Below are 16,900 nucleotides of genomic sequence, written 5' to 3'. Positions count from 1 at the left end.
GGAGGGGCCACTTCTTCGCGCCAATCTCGCCGGCGCACCTGATTAATTGTACAGCTCCTTTCCACCCACGAGGCAATCTCTCGGGCAAACGGTTTTTGCCTTTCGGTCCGCGGATTGATCATCACCAAGGATGCGAACCCCATCGCAGCACTCGCCGACCACCCGAAAGCCTTCCGAGCGCTTCCCTCTGTATTCGTCAGCTTAGAATTGGGCTACAGCGCCGTCATAACAGCGCTCCAAGGCAAAACCGCTGTCGATGAATTTTAAGGAAGTCGATTGGCAGCGCCAGCAATATTGCCGCGACAACACTATAGAACCCTTAGCAGCAAGAAGTGTGGCCGCGGCAAATGACATGCTTGCGATCGCCACAACATTCGAGACGGCCATTCCCCTTAAGATATCGAGGCGCATGCGACGTGAAGGATCTGCCTTAAGTCAAAGGCCAGACGATCCCCTTTCCATGAAACACTTTGATGCGCCGACGCTTAACGGCCTAACGATGAGGGCATTGGGTTGGTCCGCTCTTCCAGCAAGCCGCGGCTATCGCTGATCCGGTTCTTTGGAACATTCAATTTCGCTCGTGGTTGGTCTCGATATGCGCGCTCCGATATTGCAAGACCGAGAACGCAGGAGTTTCGACGTAGCATCGGTAGATGCGCTCGTAACCGGCCACTGGCCGACCACACACGCAATTTGGACTGCAGAGGGTCGAACCAGTTTCCCACCAATCCGTTTAATCGAAGACGGAAGCTATCGACGGCGAAAGGGAACCCCAGAGTGCCAGAGAACAACGCCGGGAACGACCCAAAGGGTCGAGACGCCAAATCGCCAGGGCAGATACCCGCGAACGGACTGTGGGATGTGACCTGGCGGGTTTATGTCAGCTTTACCGAGGACAGGGTTGCGATGATTGCGGCCGGTGTGACCTACTACCTGTTGCTCGCAATTTTCCCCGCATTGGGCATCTTTGTCTCTCTGTATGCCTTTGCCGCGGACCCAGCAGATATCTCAAGGCAGATGGAATTCCTCGTATATATCGTGCCATCGGAGGCCCTGAGACTGATCCTGGACCAATTAGGCACACTTGCATCGCAGAAGCCCACCACGGCAGGCCTTGGACTGCTGATCAGCTCAAGCATGGCGTTATGGAGCGCGCATAACGGGATCGCGGCGGTTTTTGAAGCAATGAACATTGCGTACGGCGAAAGCGAGAAGCGCAGCTTCTTGCACCGCACCAGTTTAGCGATGGCTTTCACCGTCGGCGGCATGATTGCAGCTATTTTGGCGGTCCTGGCGGTCGCGGTGTTACCTGTCTGGCTGGGCTTCATCGGGCTCGAGCGATGGGCTGAACTACTCGTGGATTTCGCTCGATGGCCGATACTGCTACTTATGTTCACCGGAGGTGCCGCGATGCTCTATCGGTTTGGACCAAGTCGTGAACCGGCGAAGTCTCCATGGCTTACCTGGGGTGCTGCCTTTACCACCCTCATGTGGTTGGGCACATCACTGCTGTTTTCATTCTACCTCGACCATTTTGCAAACTATAATGCAACCTATGGCACACTCGGCGCGTTTGTCGGTTTCATGGTTTGGACCTGGATCTCGGTCATCATCCTCATCCTTGGGGCGGAAATCAACGCTGAACTTGAGCATCAAACGATGTGCGATTCCACAACAGGTAGACCTCTTCCGATGGGCGAACGAGGCGCCTATGTCGCGGATACGGTGGGTGACCCGGCTCCCCCTCCCAACTGAAACGTTTTGTTACCCGGCGCCGTTCGGACGGCCGGCTATCGCGACCCCTCCAGTTCGTGCAAGTAGAAGAACGGCCCTAGTAACGTTCCTGCAACTAGAGGCTCGCTAAGGTTCTCCGGGCGGACGACGGTAACCGTCGAGCCGAAGCAATCTCGTACCGACCTATCGCCGCGCCGCCTTGTTGCCGGGCATCATATCGTATTTATGTCATTGATTACCGCGATGGGAAACAGTGCTCGGATAACGATGCCTTCGCGGCGCCACTCACGCATGATCTGGCATTTAAGGTTGGTTCTCAGCACCGTTTCCAGGCGACTCCCAAAGCCTTGGGTGCCAAGTTCTGCATCCGGCGGAGACACTGGAGGGCCGCCGGATTCTCGCCAAGTTAGGTGCAATGTCCCGGAGTGAAGTTCGCTTTCGACCGAAATATCGCCCGTATCGGCGGAAAATGCCCCATATTTGACGGCATTGGTCATAAATTCATGCAAGAGGAGCGACAGACTTGTCAAGCTCCCAGCACTAATTTCGACGTCGAGGCCTGACATGACGCATCTCGGGCGCGCCCCCTCCTGGTAGGGCGCCGTCAAGGTTTGCAAGAGCCGGAAAAGCGTCGTGGTATGTTGCGCAGGGACGCTGTCCATTTGGAGATTAGGCAAGGTGATCTCATGTGCCTTGGCCAAGGCATTCAATCGCTCCCTCAACCCGTGTGCAAGTTCGGAGGGCGTCTCAGCATTCTTTGCTGCAAGGGTCACCAATCCACCCGCCAAGGCAAACAGGTTCTTCACCCGATGATGCATTTCGCGGAGCAGCAGGGATTGTTGTTCGGCATGACGTTTACGCTCGGTGATATCCCGCGCGATCTTGGAGGCCCCGACGATCTTGCCTTGCGTATTACGGATAGGTGAAACCGTCAGCGAAATGTCGAGCAAAGTACCGTCCTTGCGACGTCTAATTGTTTCAAAGTGATCGACACGTTCTCCCGCCTGAAGTCGAGCCAGAATAGCAGGCTCCTCATCCAGCCGATCGGTGGGAATAAGAATGGTGACCGGTTTGCCAATGACCTCATCGGCGCTATAGCCGAATAGCCGTTGAGCTCCTTGATTCCAGCTCGTGATAATCCCCTGCAGGCTCTTGCTGACTATTGCATCATCAGAGGATTCTACGATTGCAGCGAGAAGAGCGCCAGCATCCGGTCCCTCGGGACAATCGCCTACCGGGGGCACGGCTTCACCACGCGACGCTTCAACACAAGAATTAGAAGACATATTCACTCTCACGAACCATGCTGGGACCGCGCCATCCTTGAACAAGAAAAGCGGCGACGCAAGTCCGTCCCCTCTCGTGCGAGTTGAAAAAATACATCGAACGCTGCTAAATTTCACGCGATAAGCACCTGGCGACGCATCGCATTACACCCGCGAACACCATGTCGGTATGTTTCCGCGACCGTTATGCCAGGCTCGGCGAAACAATGGCTCAAAAGACACCTGAACCATTAAGGACGGCCCGCGTTTCTCCTTGAATGGTGAGGTGAGGTCATGTCTCGTACCTTCAAAACCAATCGAAGCCGAGCTCATTTGCTCAATACCGGCCTGGTCGCGTTCGCTATGTTGACCATCGCTATAATGGTTGCATTGCTTTAGTCGCGGGACCTACTTGGTCTTCTCGGTTCCGGTTGGCGTCCTGATCTCTGACGGACCACCAGTTCCAGACTCGGCGGTCGGATCGCGATCGACAGGGGCAGTTTGCGCGCTCCCATTTTCTGAAGAATTGTTGTCGACGACGCCTTGGTTGCTCGGAGTTACTGCTGGTTTTTCCGTTGTGACCTGTTCTGGGGCGGTCGCGGCGTCATCGTCGATACCTTCACCGTAAAGACCCGCTATGCCCCATGCGACCATGGCAAGAACAAGTCCACCGACAAGCACAGCGAGAACCGGAACGCCAAGAAAACCTTGGCGGGCTCGGACCGCGGGAATTGGCGCGGCGTCGTGTTGTTTGGTTTTTTTGTTGTCGAGATAGCTGGCCATGGAACTCTCCTGTCGCGTTTGTCTCTCATAAACCGAGCTCACGGTCCAAGGTTCCACTAGATCCGGAAACGCGAATGTCATCCTTGGCAACATCGTTGCCACCTGGCCCCTTTTTTTGAAAATGGAAAGACGAACCCGACATCGCGTCTCGATGGGGCATCCCCGTGCAATCGCCGCCGTAAGCCAATACAATCAAAGTGCATTGATGACGACCCTGCTGGCAACGGCTACGAGCAATCCTGCCAAAGCTACCGCCGTGCCATATCGCGCCACTCTCATCCGCCGCCAGCGAGCGCCATTCCAGTCATAGCCCATCAGTCAACTCCGACATTTCGTTCGGTTCTGAAAGTTAACCAAAGTCCGTTATGAAGAGTTTGCGGGCCATGGCTCAGGCTTCGGGGAGCAATTCGTCCGACGAGCCGTCAGCGCCAACTTCTTCAGTCGCGCGATCCTTCAGATCCGCCAGCTCATCCGCCAGTTTTCGCAGCTTCAACGAAATGTCTTGAAGTGCCATTGCACTAGGCATCTCATCAATCGAGCCGCGCTGATCCTTGTGGTCATTCATTAGAAGCTCCTCTCTTCCGACTTTCGGAAACTAGGTCGCGGGTGCGTTCCAGCAAGAACGGCTCAAGACTGTTTCCTCAAAACCCTTTTTGATGTGCCAGAGTGATGTCCAAATCGCGACAACTCCCGGTCCATCTCCAGTCCATCACCAGCCGCAAGGAGAGGGTTTCAAAGCCAGCTGATTCACTCCGCTCGCGCTCATGCCTTGCCGTCAGCCATTACCTTTAAGGCGTCTCTAATTAAAGCAGAGCCCAATCGGACTGTCACGCCCTTCATTGAGGAGCCGCTTAAACGACTTGTGTTCTTTCCGAACGGCGGCCAAGTCTGCTCGTACCGCCGCCGATCGCAGTCGATTGTTACCCGCGCTACGTGCCTTTGACGGAACTGGAGTCTGCAGTTTCAGGTGCGCCCCGCATCTGCTACCTGTATTTCCTGCAGTTCCGCTGCCCAAGCGCCTCCATTAGGATCTGTTCTGAGATCTGAAAGTTCGGTTCGGGAACACAGGTCCAAATGGGCGGGACACTGGAGTATTCCCCGATGGTCGATAACCGCAGACTGTCATTGTCCTTGAGGAAGCTACGGGCAGCCAGTTGTGCGGAAGATCTTCAACCCTCTGCTGGGCGAACTTCGCAAGCGATACGGCTTGTCGCAGATGACCTTCCTCTTGGTTTGCAGCGGAGGAACCTCAGCCTTATATCCGTATTACTGCACGACCTGTTCGGATAAGTGGACGGAGATCTACGTCGACAAGTGCTATTTCGACATAGATCCGGTTGTTGACGTCGTTCGCTCGGGATTCTTCCCGGTGGATTGGTCGTCTCTTGATCAGCGGCCAACACTAACCTCCCGTATGTTCGAAAAAGCGCGTTCCTACGACATCGCCCCCACGGCCTAACGATCCCCATCCGTGGCCCGAGAGGCGAACGCAGTCTCTTTTCCGTGACCTCAAACCTATCCAAGCGCAATTGGTTAAGGCAACGCGCTTCGAGCATCCACGAGCTGCAGATCCTTTCTCACTTCCTTCATGAGACGATGCTTTCTACCGCTGCACTTCGAGAAGTCGGTCGTTATCGGACCTCTCTAAACGCGAATGCCAGTGCCTGCAGCTGCTGAGAACAGGTCGGATTTCCAAGCAGATAGCAGCGAACCTGGGCATTTCGGAAAATGCGGTGAAGTTGTACCTGCGTTCGGCAAAGCTCAAGCTCGGAGCCTCTACCAGCCATCACGCCGTCGCCAAGGCAAGTTACCTCGAATTGATAAAAATCTGACCGCGCTCGATCGTTGTTCGCCGTCGGCGTTCCCGGAATGGCGATCCGCTTCTACGAACGCCACGGGTTCGTAAGGGTTGGGCGTATTCCAAACGGCCTATTGGGCCACGACACGGAAATCGACGAACTCATAATGGCGTTACGCTTGGAGTAGCAATCGACAGATGTTTCGTCACAGGGCGCACCGCGAAAGCGGGAACAAAATCCGCATCCGACAATCCTAGAAGATCGTCTCATCGCCATCTGATGAGACGACATCTGTTCCCGTCCGTTTGCCTGCCGTTGTCGCTAAAGCTCGCCAATACCAGTAGTCGTATCCGTGGTGCGGACCCGCAAATTGTTTTGGACATGCGAGACGCCAGTGACGGCGTCGGCGCAGTCTTCCGCACGCCGCTTATCCTGGCGTGACGATACCAGCCCGGTGAGCGTCACCTCGCCGCTCGAAACCACAACCTCGATATCGGAAGCATCCAGCCACCCGTCATCCGTCAACCGATCGTTGACATCGTCTCTGATGCGTTCGTCGGAACGCTTGTATCCGCGTGGGCCCTTGCCGCGAAACTGGTCCATCCGACGGCGATATTCCGCATCCTCGTCGCCGAGCCAGGACGCAACCTCGTCTCCCGCCTTTTCGAGAAATCCACGTTCTTCGTCGTAACCGCGACCGCTTCGCGCGTAGCTATCCTCATTGGCGGAGTAGCGTCGACGCTGGCCGTAGCCAGCCCGATCTGCGCGCTCGGTGTAGCCTAGATCGTCGGTGCTCCAAGCCTCGGGACTGCCGCGCTCGAAATCGGTCTCCGGGCGGGCTCGTCCTTGACCCGACAACGGGCGTTGATGGCTGCGCTTTTCCGGTCTGCGGTAACCGTCTCGTTCAGCCTCGTAGTCACGGCCATACCGTTCCTCACGTTCATATCGATCTTCTGCCATGGTGATGATTCCTCCTTGTTGCCGCAGAACAACGCTGGCGCGCTCCTGTTCCATCCCAATGACAACAAATCGACTCAACGACACAGATGGTCTCGATAATCGCGTCGTACGAGTTACTGAGAATGAACCCGAGCGAAGAAGGTCCGCCGGGAGCCAAGAATGTCTCGATCCATGCGTGATTTGGCGAGCCTTGGTCTGTGCAGTTTCGCCGACGTGCCCTGCAAGACGACCCAAGCCATGTCGGTTTTTTTCTCTCCGAATGTTATGAGTCGTAGCAGTCGAGTTGGTTCGATCTATCGCAAATCCGACAGACACTGTTTAGACTTTTTTGAATTACACCCAATAGGGCTCAATCCCATAGTAGTCGTAAACCTGTCGGCCTCTCTCGGCACTCCAATCAAAATCCTGGTCTCGCGGATATCTTGGTGCTCCCTCGAGTTGATCCTTTGTGATGCTTACCTGGAAGCCGCCGAGGCCGGGATTATAGTCGAGTACGTCCCACGGAAGGGGATAGTGGTCATCTCCAATTCCCAAAAGACCGCCGAAGCTCAGCACAGCATAGGCAACGCGTCCACCACGCTTTTCGAGAATGATCTTCTCGATAGATCCTATGTGATTGCCGGTCCTGTCGTAGACGTACGTCCCCACCACCTTGTCGCTGGCAATGAGGGAGATAGACGCATATCAAGGGTACCCATTTTCATTCCTCCTTGGACTGGAGAACTGCTGTTTTTGAAAGTTGTTCCCTGCCTTTCGGAAGGAGACGCTCACGACAGAAATCCGCGCAGAAGGTTGTCTCATTCCCCGCGTTGGGCGGATGTTACCCGCCAGATGACGTTGCCCACGTCGTCGGCGACGAGCAAGGCGCCCGTCTTGTCGAAAGTCACCCCGACCGGGCGGCCCATGGCCGTATCGCCAGCGCCGATGAAGCCCGTGAGAATGTCCTTCGGCCGGCCGGCTGGTTGGCCGTTGCGAAACTGCACGAAGATCACTTTGTAGCCGCTGTGCACGCTTCGGTTCCATGAACCGTGCTGGCCAACGAAGGCGCCGCCGCGGTACGGGGAAGGAAGGGATGATTCCTTGTCGAAGGTTAATCCCAGGGAGGCAGTGTGGGAGCCGAGCGCATAGTCGGGCTTGATTGCTTTGGCGACGAGATCCGGGCGCGGCGGCTTTGCGCGGATGTCAATATTCTGGCCGAAGTAACTGAAGGGCCAGCCATAGAAGCCGCCCTGACGCAACGAAGTCATGTAATCCGGCACGAGGTCGTCACCGATCTCGTCGCGCTCATTGACGACCACCCAGAGCCTGCCGCTGTGCGGATTCCAGGCAAGTCCGTTGGGGTTTCGTAAGCCCGAAGCGAAAATCCGTGTTTTGTGGCGGGCGGGATCTACTTCCAGCACCGCGGCACGGTTTTTCTCCGCCGCAATGCCATTCTCGCCGACATTGCTGTTAGATCCGACGGTAACGTAGAGCTTCCCACCGTCGCGCCCGGCGATCAGATCCTTGGTCCAGTGGTGATTGATGTCTCCGGCCGGCAGGTCGACGATCTTTTGCGGCGCCGCCGTTATCCGGGTTTGACCGGAGGAATAAGAATAGGCGACGACGGCGTCGGTATTGGCAACGTAAAGCTTTCCGTTGACGAGCGCCATACCGAACGGCGAATTGAGCCCCTCGATGAAGGGTCTGCGCAGATCGGCAACACCATCGCCATCCGTGTCCCGCAAAAGCGCAATGCGGTTGGCGCTCTCCGTCGCCGCGCCCGCCCGCTTCATGGCCTGCGCCATGAAGACCTTGCGCAGGCTGAAGCCGCTGTCCTTCTTGGCGGGCGCGTTTGTCTCGGCCACAAGCACGTCGCCGTTCGGCAAGACATGAATCCAGCGCGGATGATCGAGGCCCTTCGCAAAGGCGTTGACCTTCAGGCCCTTCGCCGGCTTTGGCCTCGCGCCGCCGTTCCACCCTTTTGCTTGGGCGATGTTGATCGTCGGGATCAGTGTGGGTTTCGGTTTCGGAAGCGTCGGATGAGGGCCGTAGCCGCCGTTCGTCGGCGCCGTTGCGGTACTTTGGGCGGTCGCGGCGAGGCAACCTGCCGTGATCGCTCCGAGCAAAATGACCCCCGGAACACCAAGAACGAGCGGAACTCTGCGAGAATTCATGATCGTGGTCCTCAGCAAAACGTCGCCGACTGGGTATAGTAAGACACAAGGGCGTTTCGAATTATTCCCTATCGCCCAGCTAACGGCAGGCTCGATCATCGGACTGAACACGCAGCCGTCCAAGTATGTGCTCGGCCGCAGAGACGAGGCAATGCGTGAGGCAGCTCTTTTCATCGCGACGACACCGAACTTCACGATTGCTCACTGGTCCGCTGCACAACCCGCCCGCGACATGGAGACGATCCAGCGCTTGGCTGAAGGTTATCGGATGGCCGGATTGCCGGAATGAACGGGGAGCCTGTTGAGCTCTGCGCAAATGGAGCGGCGACGCCTCGTTCCTACTTGTGGATTTGCTACATAGTTTTGCAAAGTGCGAGCACCAATCTGAAATCGTGATCAACAGGCAACCGCCTCCCGCACTGGACGCCATCAGGGCGGCTAAGTCCCGCATGGGCTTGTACCTGCGATGGGAATCCCTTGCATTAAGCGTCAACGCGCTCATTGCTGCGCGCGGATCAATCCGAGAGGCAACCGAATTCGGCTTCAAGGATCCGCAGCCCATCGAGGTATTTTTGCGTTTCCATCCTGCTCGCCAGCGCCTGTTCCAAATTGTCCAAGAGATCTGCATGCTTGACCGGGAGGGCAAGTGGGTTTGACGCCGCCCGCCTTACAAAGGCTGGTTCCGGCTCGGCCGGTTCTTTTGTCAGCGCCACGACAGCGCCAACGATCACGGGATCAAATCCTTTTTCCAGCAATCGCTGAGCCGACCAGCCCGGTCCCTTCTCCAGGACGTCGTGTAAATAGGCCACGACCTTGGCATCCATCCCGTCCACGGCGTTCGCAACACGCTGACAGTGCCTGAAATACGGTTGCCCCGTTTTGTCCAATTGCCCCTGATGGGCCTCAGCAGCAACTTCGCTGGCGAGAAGCAATGCATCGTGCGAGCTCAAGACACCGCTGTCCATCGGTTCGTTTTCGTTGCCCGGCATCTCAGGCATGGGCCTATTCCTGGTTATGGGCGCCACCAGGTGCCGTCACGCCCTGCAATCCCGCACCCGCGAGCGAAGGATCTCTGCGGGCGGCGTCTGCAAGAGACACGACACCCACCAGCCTTTTGTCGCGATTGAGCACTGGAAGTCGTCGAACCTGAATATCGCCCATGTTACGGGCAACGTCGCCGATTTCTTCATCTTCAAAGCAGTATTTGACGTCCGCCGACATCACCTCAGCCACTGTCGTATCCCCGTCGCGGCCGTCGGCCACGCACCGCACGACGATGTCCCTGTCGGTGATCGTGCCGACGAGGCGGTCATCTTGTTCGACAGGAAGAAATCCAATGTCGTTGTCAGCCATATGGCGGGCGACTGCAGCCACGGTATCATCCGGGCTGACGATATGCACGTTCTTGGTCATGATCTGGGCAATTTGCATGCTTAGCTCCTATCCTGCTGGAAACCGCAGTTCCCTCCCATGGCAGCGAGCCGCCGGGCGGCAAACGCGCCGAAGCTGATCAATCATGCTCAGGGAAGCTCGGGCGGCGGAATCGTTTTCCGCTTCGGTTTCCATTGGGGTTCCTTCCGCTGTGATGTTGTTTGCTAACGGTCGGCCCTCTCCTTTGTTCCGCTCATTCGTTGCCACGTTCGTGATCGATTTCTTTTGGGCGATCGGAACCGATAGTCGATTTTGAGGTTTGGGATGGATCGCGAGGTTCATGAGGTTCATCATGCCGACGCTGATCAGGTTCGTTATTTTGAATGTGGGCGTGGGGTTTCTGCTTGGGGCAGCAACCGCCGCTTCGATCGCAATAGTCGCTCCGGGCGCCCTCGGGCACGGCGAGGGTCTTGATCCGCTTGCATTCGGGCTGCAGATCTACGCTTTCGGCGCATCCTTTGGCCTCGGTGCCCTGGCGACGGCTTTGATGATGATTGCCGAGGATTGATAGATCCCAAGTGCGATCGACGATTGAAGCGGCTTTGCGCCCATCGAGATAATCGAACCGTGGCCATTCCTATCTGTTCCGTGCTGGCGCGTTGTCGCCGTGGAACCAACTCTCCCGCGAGAGGCTTACACCAAGCTTCTTGAAGTAGATTGTGTTGAACAATCCCCAAGCCCTTGGCGCCAAATGAGAAAAAGCGGGCCGCCGATCCATGTCCAGAGTGAAAATCGCTGGCATTTCTGTGGCACGATGGCATCACTTGGCTTCGGGTAGATCCAGCGGGCAACCAATGCGGACGATCACGCGCTCGGCCCCGGCAATCTCCTCGGCTATCCGTCGAATGGTGTCTGAAGCGTCTCGTTCCCGCAGCACGCCTTCAATAATCACCACATCGCCGAGCAAACGAAAACAAAGGCCTCCTGTATCGAATGTTGTCTCGGAACTCACGGCACAGCGTATAGAAGCCAGGAGCGCGGCTGCGTCTGCGCTGCGTTCCTGAGGTCTGCCCCCATCGGGCGCGATCAGGACCATTGCGAAACTCCTCTCATCTCTTCATATGAGCAAACCCTAATTATTCAGTATTGTTCCCTCTGGGCGTTTGTGAAGTTTCTTCAAAACCGCCACCTTGGGGCGGTTTCGCCGTTTATGCGATCGTCAACGCGCCAATGGCTGCGACGCATAGTAATCGGCAAGCCGGGCCACATCCTCAACGGTTAGATGGCGCACCGCACGGCTCATCAATCGTGCCGTTGGACTGTCACCGCGTAGATCCTGTTTGAACAGGAGAATTTGCTCTATCAGGAAGGTGCGGGACTGGCCGCTAAGCAAAGGATAAAGAGGATTTCGGCCGTCATGGCAGGCTTGGCACGCAGCGATCTTTTTCACGGGATCGCCGGTTTGCACCAGAGACAATGTGCGCTCGTCGCCGGAGCGAGCTCTCGGCGTCGCTGACAGCAACCCATCCTTGCGGGCAAAGTGGCCGGCCGTGGCATCGATGTCCGCATCCTTCAACCGCGAGACGACGACCTCCATGAACCCACTTTCACGGCTCCCTTTGCGGTAGGCCCGAAGGGCTTCAGCAAGATAGGCGTTTGATTGCCCTGCAATGACTGGAGCTATCGGGTCATTGCCTTCGATACCTTGCTCATGGCACGCCAGGCAGCCGGATAGCGTATCGCCGCTTTCGGTATCCTTCGCACCGGAAAGCTCTTTGTAGCGGGCCGGGCTCATCGTCTGCAGCTCCTTTAGAAACGCAACCATTGCCCAAACCTCGTCGTCGCGCCCAGCGCCGGGCCAGGCGGGCATCCCGGTATAGCGCAGACCGTCGCGCACGATGACGAACAGTTCCTCATCCTTCCAGTTGCCAACAGTGTCCCTGAGGTCGGGCGGTGGCGGCAGCATCGCGAGCATTTCCGGGGAGCGGCGGCGATCCGGAGACCCATGGCATTCGGCACAGCTCATCTGGAAATGAACTGCCGTGACCTTGAGGTGTTTGGCACTTTCGAAACCGGAAGGCTTTTTGATGCCGAGCGCCGCAGTTCTCACTGACGAACGCATTGTCCAGTGCAGGAACCATTCAGTGACTGCCCAATGACCGCCGGTTGCACCAACATGAATGATGCCGAGCCAGGCGATCAGCAAGCCGGCAACGGGCGCCAGGGCGGCGGCGGCAGCCAAACATTTCAGACAGCGCTTCATGGTGCCTGCCCTTCGGTCGGTTTCGCAAATGACGCACGCAAGAGTCTCGCGGCCAGGCCAACGCCACCTGCAAGGTAGGCAACTGCCCCAACAAACAGCATGACGATGCCGCCAAGCTGCTGATCTTGGCTCGCAGTCATGGTCACGCCAAAGCAGGTCACATCAGCCACGCCATAAAGAGGGCGCGGAGCCATCGTCAGCAGCACTGCGAGAAGCGTCATATGCATCGAGGTGAGAAGGAGTGCGACAGCGCCGCTAAGCCCTGCATCTGCTTTCCTGCCGGCTCCAAGACACGCAATCCAGAGAAGGCCGCCCGCGACCAGAAAAATTGCAAGCTCAGCCAAACGCATGCCAATCGAGGCTTCCGCCAGATCCCTCATCGCCGGGACATGCCAAACCCAAACGACGACGAGCTCGACGAAGGACAACAGAAGGCCGGCGCCAGGATGCCAGTGGCTGCTCGGGTCCCATCGTGTTCCCGAGACAGCGAAAGCAGCGAGCGGGGCGACCACAGCAACGAGCGCCATGTGCGTCCCCATATGTCCGGAAAATGCCCGTGGGTCGAAAACAAACAGAGATGTGCATACCGCCGCCACCAGCAAAATCATAGCAGCGATGAGACTGGCCCATCTCATGAAAAGCACCCGTTGATCAGCATGATCGGGGTCGCCACGAACAGGACGGCGACGAAACTCAGGGCCGATAGAAGCAGGGTTGCAAAGCCCTGGAAGAGTCTGCGCGCCCGATCCGTCGATTCATCATGCGGTGGGTCCGCCGTGCCAAATCCCCACTGTCTCCAAGCGAGATAGGCAGAAATCGCGATCGCTACGAGTGCCAGCAAAGTTAGGGCGCCAAGCATCAACTGAAGGCCGACATATTGTTGCGCGCTTCCTCCCTTGGCGCAGAAGATCGCCGCCGTCAGATAACAGACGAGGAAATGCAGCGCCCAGACAATCGGCGCCGTAAACAGCGTCCAAAAAGTCTCGATCTCTCGCGGTAATAGCCGCATAGTTCCTCTCACATCATTGCCGGGAACAAACCGATGACACCCAGGGTGGTAAACGCGGTGATCGTCAGAAAGTGCCAATATAGAACCACATTGACGAGATCGATGTCATGAGCAGCGGTCAGGTGACCGAAAAAGCTTCGCGCCAGGCAATAGACCTGCATCACCACGCCTACGCCGGCATGACAAACGAGCCAAAGCACCAAAACCCAGACGATGGCCGGATAGACATGCTGCGTCGGATCCATCTGCGAGAGCCACGGCCCGGCCAATGTAGCGACACTGCCGAGAAGCGTCAGAGCAAGTGCACACAAGACAAGCAGACGCATCGCAAGTCTCTGACCCCTGCGGTTCACCGACCGCGCCGTAACCATTGCAAACCAAGCTACGAGAAACAGGCAGAGGGACGCCATTGGCCATCCGATACCAGGCCCGGAAAGGCCGGCCGTGAAGTCGCGATGGATGGTCCAATAGAAGAAGTAGCCGAAAACCAGGCTACCGAACGCCGTTCCGTCACCAACCATGGTGATGAACATCGCCCACCAGCCAACCGATGCGGGTCCAGAGACGTAGAGTGGCAAGGAAAGGCCAAGGCCGACATCTTTTCCCGCTTTCTCGGGCACGGTCGCCGTGCCGGTCCACAACCAGCTGACCACGAAAACAAGGAAGGCGGCGGCAAACAACGTGGCCAGGAGCCACCAGTGAAAGGTAACGGCCACAAACACCCCGCCTAGCGCGGCCGCACTGAGGATGGTCAGATAGGATGTACCGCCGACGCGCAGACATTGGATCGGTTCGGCATCGAGCACAGAGGTGACGAGCGTCTCGCGAAAGCCCTCTGCTGCATCGGGCAGATAAAAGCGCGCGTTGTCTATATCTTCGCGAATTCCCGGCTGGTCCCAAAGCGGGTAGCGACTGCTTATGATCGGGATCGAGCGCACACCCCAGTTTTCCTCTGGTTCGGATATCCACTCGAGGGTTCCGGCATTCCAGGGATTAGCCTCGCCCCTGGGCTGGCGATGCTTTGGCCTCAAGACATCGACGACAACAATGAGGATGCCCGAGGCGAAGATGAAGGCGCCCACCGTCGAGATCAGATTGAACCAATGCCAACCGACATCGCTTGGATAGGTAAAGACACGCCGGGGCATGCCGCGCAATCCGGCGAGGTGCATCGGAAAGAAGGCGAGGTTGAAGCCTGAAAACATCAGCCAGAAAGCAATCTTGCCCAACCGGTCAGAGAGCTTCCGGGCATTGATGAGCGGATAGTAGTAATAGATGCCGGCAACGACGGGAAAGAGCATGCCGCCGATCAGAACGTAGTGCAGATGCGCGACGACGAAGTAGGTGTCGTGCGCCTGCCAGTCGATCGGTACGAGCGCAACCATGACGCCTGTCAGGCCACCGATGACAAAGATCACGAGACCGCCGCCGCCAAAGAGCATCGGTACGGAAGGGGTCACGCGCCCTGCCAGCATCGTTGCTATGAATACGAATATCTGGACGCCGGTCGGAATCGCGACGGCCTCGGAGGCCGCGGAGAAAAAGGCAAGGGAGATTTGCGGCAGGCCCGTGGTGAACATGTGGTGGACCCAAAGGCCGAAGCTTAAGAAACCGGTTCCGACCGCCGCCAGCACGATCCAGGAGTAGCCGACGATCGGTCGTTGGGCGAAGGTTGGAACGATCATCGCCATCAGGGCGATCGCCGGCAGGAAGATGATGTAGACCTCAGGGTGACCGAAGATCCAGAAAAGATGCTGCCACAGCAGCGGATCACCGCCACGCTCGGCATCGAAAAATGGCCAGTCGAACATCCGCTCCATTTCGAACAGGATGTCGCCGGCGATAAGAGGCGGGAAGGCAAAAAGGATCATACCGGCGACAATCAGCAGATACCAGGCAAAGAGCGGCATCATGTTGATGCGCATGCCCGGAGCGCGGCATTTCATGATGCCGACGATCAACTCTACTGCTGCGGCAATCGAGGCCACTTCGATAAAGGATAGCCCGAGCAGCCAGATGTCAGCGCCAATACCCGAATACTGTTTGTCCGTGGCCAGCGGTGGATACATGAACCAGCCCGTATTGGGTGCTGCGTCAAAGAAGATCGATCCGCATACAAACAACCCGCCGAGCAGGAAACTCCAAAAACCAAACGCCGAAAGCCGCGGAAAGGGTAGTTCGCGCGCGCCGAGCATCGGCGGCAAAAGGAAGATCGCCACAGCCTCGAAGATCGGCACGGCAAACAGAAACATCATGACGGTTCCGTGCAGGGTGAACGCCTGATTGAAGAAATCCGCCGACAGGAAATCGTTTTCGGGTATGGCGAGCTGCGCGCGCACGAGCAACGCGAGGACGCCGGCAAACAACATGAAGATGAAGGCAGTGGCCGCATACCAAAGGCCGATTTGGGTATTGTTGACCGAAGTCCAATAGCGCCATCCCGACGGATTGGCCCAGACAGCTCGAAGCTGCCGCTCTTCCTCGCTCTTCGACGCCTGTTCGCCGAGCCGGTCCTCGGTGGTGGTCATGTTTCACCTGCGAGGTAGTCGATGATTTCGTTCAATTCGTCCTGCGGGATCATAGGGAATGCCGGCATTTGGGCGCCGGGCTTGACGGAGGAAGGATCACGAATGAAACGGGCGAGGTTTTCCGGCGTGTTGGCCAGCGCCCCTGCTCCCACATGCTTGCGCTGCCCGAACCCTGTCAGGTTCGGTCCTGTCAAGCCTTGTGCCTGTGTCCCATCAAGCGCGTGACAGGCCGAGCAGCCATGAACGAGAAAAGCGTTTGCGGCGTGGTTACTTGTTGATCGCCTTTTCGCGCGGCTTTGTTGCCATGTCTGAAAATCTTCTGCGGACAGAACGTCTGCGGTAAGGTTCATGAGGGCATGCGACGTGCCGCAAAACTCCGCGCATGGCCCGCGATACGAACCGATGCGGGTCGGCTCCAGCCAGAGGGTGTTGGTTCGCCCGGGCAACATGTCCATCTTGCCCGCAAGCGCGGGGATCCAGAACGAATGGATGACATCGTGCGCCTTGAGCGAAATCCGGATCCGTCGATCGACGGGCAGTGTGAGTTCGTTTGCGGTTTCGAAAGCAATCCCCCCTGACTTGTCGAGGTATCGAATGCGCCACCAGAACTGTTCGCCCGTGACCTCGATCGCCAGGTCCGCCTGCTGCCGATCGAACCATGGTCTCGTCGCCGGCATGCTCCACACCGCATAGGACAGAAGCGCAAAGAGAACCGCCGTCGGCGCTACCACGCCGCCCCAGGTGATAAACCTTTGGGCCTGCTCTTGGCTCAACTGGCCCCGGCGCGCACGGCCGGCGTAGATCAGGAGGGATATGACGACTAGCCAGACGAAGGCTGCACCGACCACCGTTACCGTGATCAGGCTCTCGATTGCCGAAGCCTCGCGGCCAGCCGCTGCGAAGGTGGATTGCCAATCGCCGCAGCTTGCGAGCGGCATGGAAAGCAGCATTGCGACGGAACCGCGAACGCCAATGACAATGTGACGGTGGATGAAACTACTCGTCTTTTTGCGAACAAGACTACGCATCGCCCAG

At 57.4% G+C, this 16,900-nt stretch carries 20 protein-coding genes and 1 pseudogene; 7 read left to right on the top strand and 14 right to left on the bottom strand.

The genetic code is table 11. The annotated features are described in order from the left end of the window. Positions 1-777 precede the first annotated feature (777 nt). Entirely contained in the window at positions 778-1,755 is a 978-nt protein-coding gene (locus ASD02_RS32895; RefSeq protein ID WP_057221695.1) for a YihY/virulence factor BrkB family protein, read from the top strand. Positions 1,756-1,946: 191 nt separating this feature from the next. Here the strand turns inward: ASD02_RS32895 and ASD02_RS32890 are convergent, their stop codons facing one another. The 3 genes from ASD02_RS32890 to ASD02_RS38800 all read right to left on the bottom strand — a co-directional run bounded on the left by ASD02_RS32890 (position 1,947) and on the right by ASD02_RS38800 (position 4,347). After that, positions 1,947-3,020, bottom strand: coding sequence for a PAS domain S-box protein (locus ASD02_RS32890; RefSeq protein WP_082555697.1), 1,074 nt, complete (start codon positions 3,018-3,020; stop codon positions 1,947-1,949). Between the two features lie 387 nt (positions 3,021-3,407). Continuing rightward, the gene (locus tag ASD02_RS32885) at positions 3,408-3,782 is read right to left on the bottom strand and encodes a hypothetical protein (RefSeq protein ID WP_057205516.1); all 375 of its coding nucleotides are present in this window, start codon (positions 3,780-3,782) and stop codon (positions 3,408-3,410) included. A 388-nt stretch (positions 3,783-4,170) separates the two neighbouring features. Further along, positions 4,171-4,347, bottom strand: coding sequence for a hypothetical protein (locus ASD02_RS38800; RefSeq protein ID WP_156408519.1), 177 nt, complete (start codon positions 4,345-4,347; stop codon positions 4,171-4,173). Between the two features lie 651 nt (positions 4,348-4,998). Between ASD02_RS38800 and ASD02_RS40465 the strand changes: the two genes are divergently transcribed. From ASD02_RS40465 to ASD02_RS40190, 4 genes and pseudogenes are all read left to right on the top strand, one after another. Then, positions 4,999-5,241 carry an autoinducer binding domain-containing protein gene (locus ASD02_RS40465; RefSeq protein WP_255569864.1) on the top strand — a complete coding sequence of 81 codons (243 nt, stop codon included), beginning with the start codon at positions 4,999-5,001 and terminating at the stop codon, positions 5,239-5,241. A 44-nt stretch (positions 5,242-5,285) separates the two neighbouring features. Beyond that, on the top strand, positions 5,286-5,459 hold the full coding sequence (locus tag ASD02_RS40460) for a hypothetical protein (protein WP_277996371.1): 174 nt from the start codon (positions 5,286-5,288) through the stop codon (positions 5,457-5,459). Continuing rightward, complete coding sequence (locus ASD02_RS40195) at positions 5,447-5,614, top strand: LuxR C-terminal-related transcriptional regulator (RefSeq protein WP_347376845.1); 168 nt, start codon at positions 5,447-5,449, stop codon at positions 5,612-5,614. The genes ASD02_RS40460 and ASD02_RS40195 overlap by 13 nt, the downstream gene beginning before the upstream one ends. 40 nt (positions 5,615-5,654) lie before the next feature. Further along, positions 5,655-5,768, top strand: a pseudogene (locus ASD02_RS40190) (GNAT family N-acetyltransferase); the annotation flags it as partial. Between the two features lie 134 nt (positions 5,769-5,902). On the opposite strand, the gene ASD02_RS32870 reads toward ASD02_RS40190, so the two are convergent. The 3 genes from ASD02_RS32870 to ASD02_RS32860 all read right to left on the bottom strand — a co-directional run bounded on the left by ASD02_RS32870 (position 5,903) and on the right by ASD02_RS32860 (position 8,694). Then, positions 5,903-6,541, bottom strand: a complete 639-nt coding sequence (locus ASD02_RS32870) for a BON domain-containing protein (RefSeq protein ID WP_057221694.1) — start codon at positions 6,539-6,541, stop codon at positions 5,903-5,905. Between the two features lie 333 nt (positions 6,542-6,874). Next, positions 6,875-7,216 carry a PRC-barrel domain-containing protein gene (locus ASD02_RS32865; protein ID WP_057221693.1) on the bottom strand — a complete coding sequence of 114 codons (342 nt, stop codon included), beginning with the start codon at positions 7,214-7,216 and terminating at the stop codon, positions 6,875-6,877. 122 nt (positions 7,217-7,338) lie between these two features. After that, positions 7,339-8,694, bottom strand: coding sequence for a sorbosone dehydrogenase family protein (locus ASD02_RS32860; protein ID WP_057221692.1), 1,356 nt, complete (start codon positions 8,692-8,694; stop codon positions 7,339-7,341). A gap of 151 nt (positions 8,695-8,845) precedes the next feature. Here ASD02_RS32860 and ASD02_RS38795 point away from each other — a divergent pair, with 151 nt between their 5' ends. Then, positions 8,846-8,983 carry a hypothetical protein gene (locus ASD02_RS38795; RefSeq protein ID WP_244494325.1) on the top strand — a complete coding sequence of 46 codons (138 nt, stop codon included), beginning with the start codon at positions 8,846-8,848 and terminating at the stop codon, positions 8,981-8,983. Between the two features lie 226 nt (positions 8,984-9,209). Here the strand turns inward: ASD02_RS38795 and ASD02_RS32850 are convergent, their stop codons facing one another. Then, positions 9,210-9,659 carry an HD domain-containing protein gene (locus ASD02_RS32850; RefSeq protein ID WP_057221759.1) on the bottom strand — a complete coding sequence of 150 codons (450 nt, stop codon included), beginning with the start codon at positions 9,657-9,659 and terminating at the stop codon, positions 9,210-9,212. Positions 9,660-9,696: 37 nt separating this feature from the next. Next, a complete protein-coding gene (locus ASD02_RS32845; RefSeq protein ID WP_057205530.1) occupies positions 9,697-10,125 on the bottom strand; it encodes a CBS domain-containing protein in 429 nt (142 codons plus the stop codon). Positions 10,126-10,417: 292 nt separating this feature from the next. Here ASD02_RS32845 and ASD02_RS32840 point away from each other — a divergent pair, with 292 nt between their 5' ends. Continuing rightward, positions 10,418-10,633, top strand: a complete 216-nt coding sequence (locus tag ASD02_RS32840; RefSeq protein ID WP_156408518.1) for a hypothetical protein — start codon at positions 10,418-10,420, stop codon at positions 10,631-10,633. Positions 10,634-10,885: 252 nt separating this feature from the next. Here ASD02_RS32840 and ASD02_RS32835 read toward each other — a convergent pair whose 3' ends face one another. The 6 genes from ASD02_RS32835 to coxB form a co-directional block, all read right to left on the bottom strand. Further along, the gene (locus ASD02_RS32835; protein ID WP_057221689.1) at positions 10,886-11,161 is read right to left on the bottom strand and encodes a hypothetical protein; all 276 of its coding nucleotides are present in this window, start codon (positions 11,159-11,161) and stop codon (positions 10,886-10,888) included. A 123-nt stretch (positions 11,162-11,284) separates the two neighbouring features. Further along, entirely contained in the window at positions 11,285-12,328 is a 1,044-nt protein-coding gene (locus ASD02_RS32830) for a c-type cytochrome (RefSeq protein WP_057221688.1), read from the bottom strand. Then, entirely contained in the window at positions 12,325-12,936 is a 612-nt protein-coding gene (locus ASD02_RS32825) for a cytochrome c oxidase assembly protein (RefSeq protein ID WP_162255934.1), read from the bottom strand. The genes ASD02_RS32830 and ASD02_RS32825 overlap by 4 nt, the downstream gene beginning before the upstream one ends. 23 nt (positions 12,937-12,959) lie before the next feature. Next, positions 12,960-13,337: a hypothetical protein gene (locus tag ASD02_RS32820; protein ID WP_057221687.1), complete on the bottom strand. Its 378-nt coding sequence runs from the start codon at positions 13,335-13,337 to the stop codon at positions 12,960-12,962. Positions 13,338-13,345: 8 nt separating this feature from the next. Beyond that, a complete protein-coding gene (ctaD, locus tag ASD02_RS32815) occupies positions 13,346-15,865 on the bottom strand; it encodes a cytochrome c oxidase subunit I (protein WP_057221686.1) in 2,520 nt (839 codons plus the stop codon). Further along, positions 15,862-16,803, bottom strand: coding sequence for a cytochrome c oxidase subunit II (gene coxB, locus ASD02_RS32810; protein ID WP_082555704.1), 942 nt, complete (start codon positions 16,801-16,803; stop codon positions 15,862-15,864). The genes ctaD and coxB overlap by 4 nt, the downstream gene beginning before the upstream one ends. Between the last annotated feature and the right edge of the window lie 97 nt (positions 16,804-16,900).

Source organism: Ensifer sp. Root1252, assembly GCF_001425885.1.
GTDB lineage: Bacteria > Pseudomonadota > Alphaproteobacteria > Rhizobiales > Rhizobiaceae > Ensifer > Ensifer canadensis.
Note: the sequence above shows the minus strand (reverse complement) of the source record. Positions and strands in the feature narration are given on the sequence as shown.

Excerpts from the sequence above, each read along its gene's own strand:
- coxB (WP_082555704.1), bottom strand. The coding sequence starts at position 16,803 with ATGCCGCTCGCAAGCTGCGGCGATTGGCAATCCACCTTCGCAGCGGCT.
- ASD02_RS32860 (WP_057221692.1), bottom strand. The coding sequence starts at position 8,694 with ATGAATTCTCGCAGAGTTCCGCTCGTTCTTGGTGTTCCGGGGGTCATT.
- ASD02_RS32820 (WP_057221687.1), bottom strand. The coding sequence starts at position 13,337 with ATGCGGCTATTACCGCGAGAGATCGAGACTTTTTGGACGCTGTTTACG.
- ASD02_RS32890 (WP_082555697.1), bottom strand. The coding sequence starts at position 3,020 with ATGTCTTCTAATTCTTGTGTTGAAGCGTCGCGTGGTGAAGCCGTGCCC.
- ASD02_RS32845 (WP_057205530.1), bottom strand. The coding sequence starts at position 10,125 with ATGCAAATTGCCCAGATCATGACCAAGAACGTGCATATCGTCAGCCCG.
- ASD02_RS38795 (WP_244494325.1), top strand. The coding sequence starts at position 8,846 with ATGCGTGAGGCAGCTCTTTTCATCGCGACGACACCGAACTTCACGATT.
- ASD02_RS32850 (WP_057221759.1), bottom strand. The coding sequence starts at position 9,659 with ATGGACAGCGGTGTCTTGAGCTCGCACGATGCATTGCTTCTCGCCAGC.
- ASD02_RS32830 (WP_057221688.1), bottom strand. The coding sequence starts at position 12,328 with ATGAAGCGCTGTCTGAAATGTTTGGCTGCCGCCGCCGCCCTGGCGCCC.
- ASD02_RS38800 (WP_156408519.1), bottom strand. The coding sequence starts at position 4,347 with ATGAATGACCACAAGGATCAGCGCGGCTCGATTGATGAGATGCCTAGT.
- ASD02_RS32840 (WP_156408518.1), top strand. The coding sequence starts at position 10,418 with ATGCCGACGCTGATCAGGTTCGTTATTTTGAATGTGGGCGTGGGGTTT.
- ASD02_RS32835 (WP_057221689.1), bottom strand. The coding sequence starts at position 11,161 with ATGGTCCTGATCGCGCCCGATGGGGGCAGACCTCAGGAACGCAGCGCA.
- ASD02_RS40465 (WP_255569864.1), top strand. The coding sequence starts at position 4,999 with ATGACCTTCCTCTTGGTTTGCAGCGGAGGAACCTCAGCCTTATATCCG.
- ctaD (WP_057221686.1), bottom strand. The coding sequence starts at position 15,865 with ATGACCACCACCGAGGACCGGCTCGGCGAACAGGCGTCGAAGAGCGAG.
- ASD02_RS32825 (WP_162255934.1), bottom strand. The coding sequence starts at position 12,936 with ATGATTTTGCTGGTGGCGGCGGTATGCACATCTCTGTTTGTTTTCGAC.
- ASD02_RS32885 (WP_057205516.1), bottom strand. The coding sequence starts at position 3,782 with ATGGCCAGCTATCTCGACAACAAAAAAACCAAACAACACGACGCCGCG.
- ASD02_RS32870 (WP_057221694.1), bottom strand. The coding sequence starts at position 6,541 with ATGGCAGAAGATCGATATGAACGTGAGGAACGGTATGGCCGTGACTAC.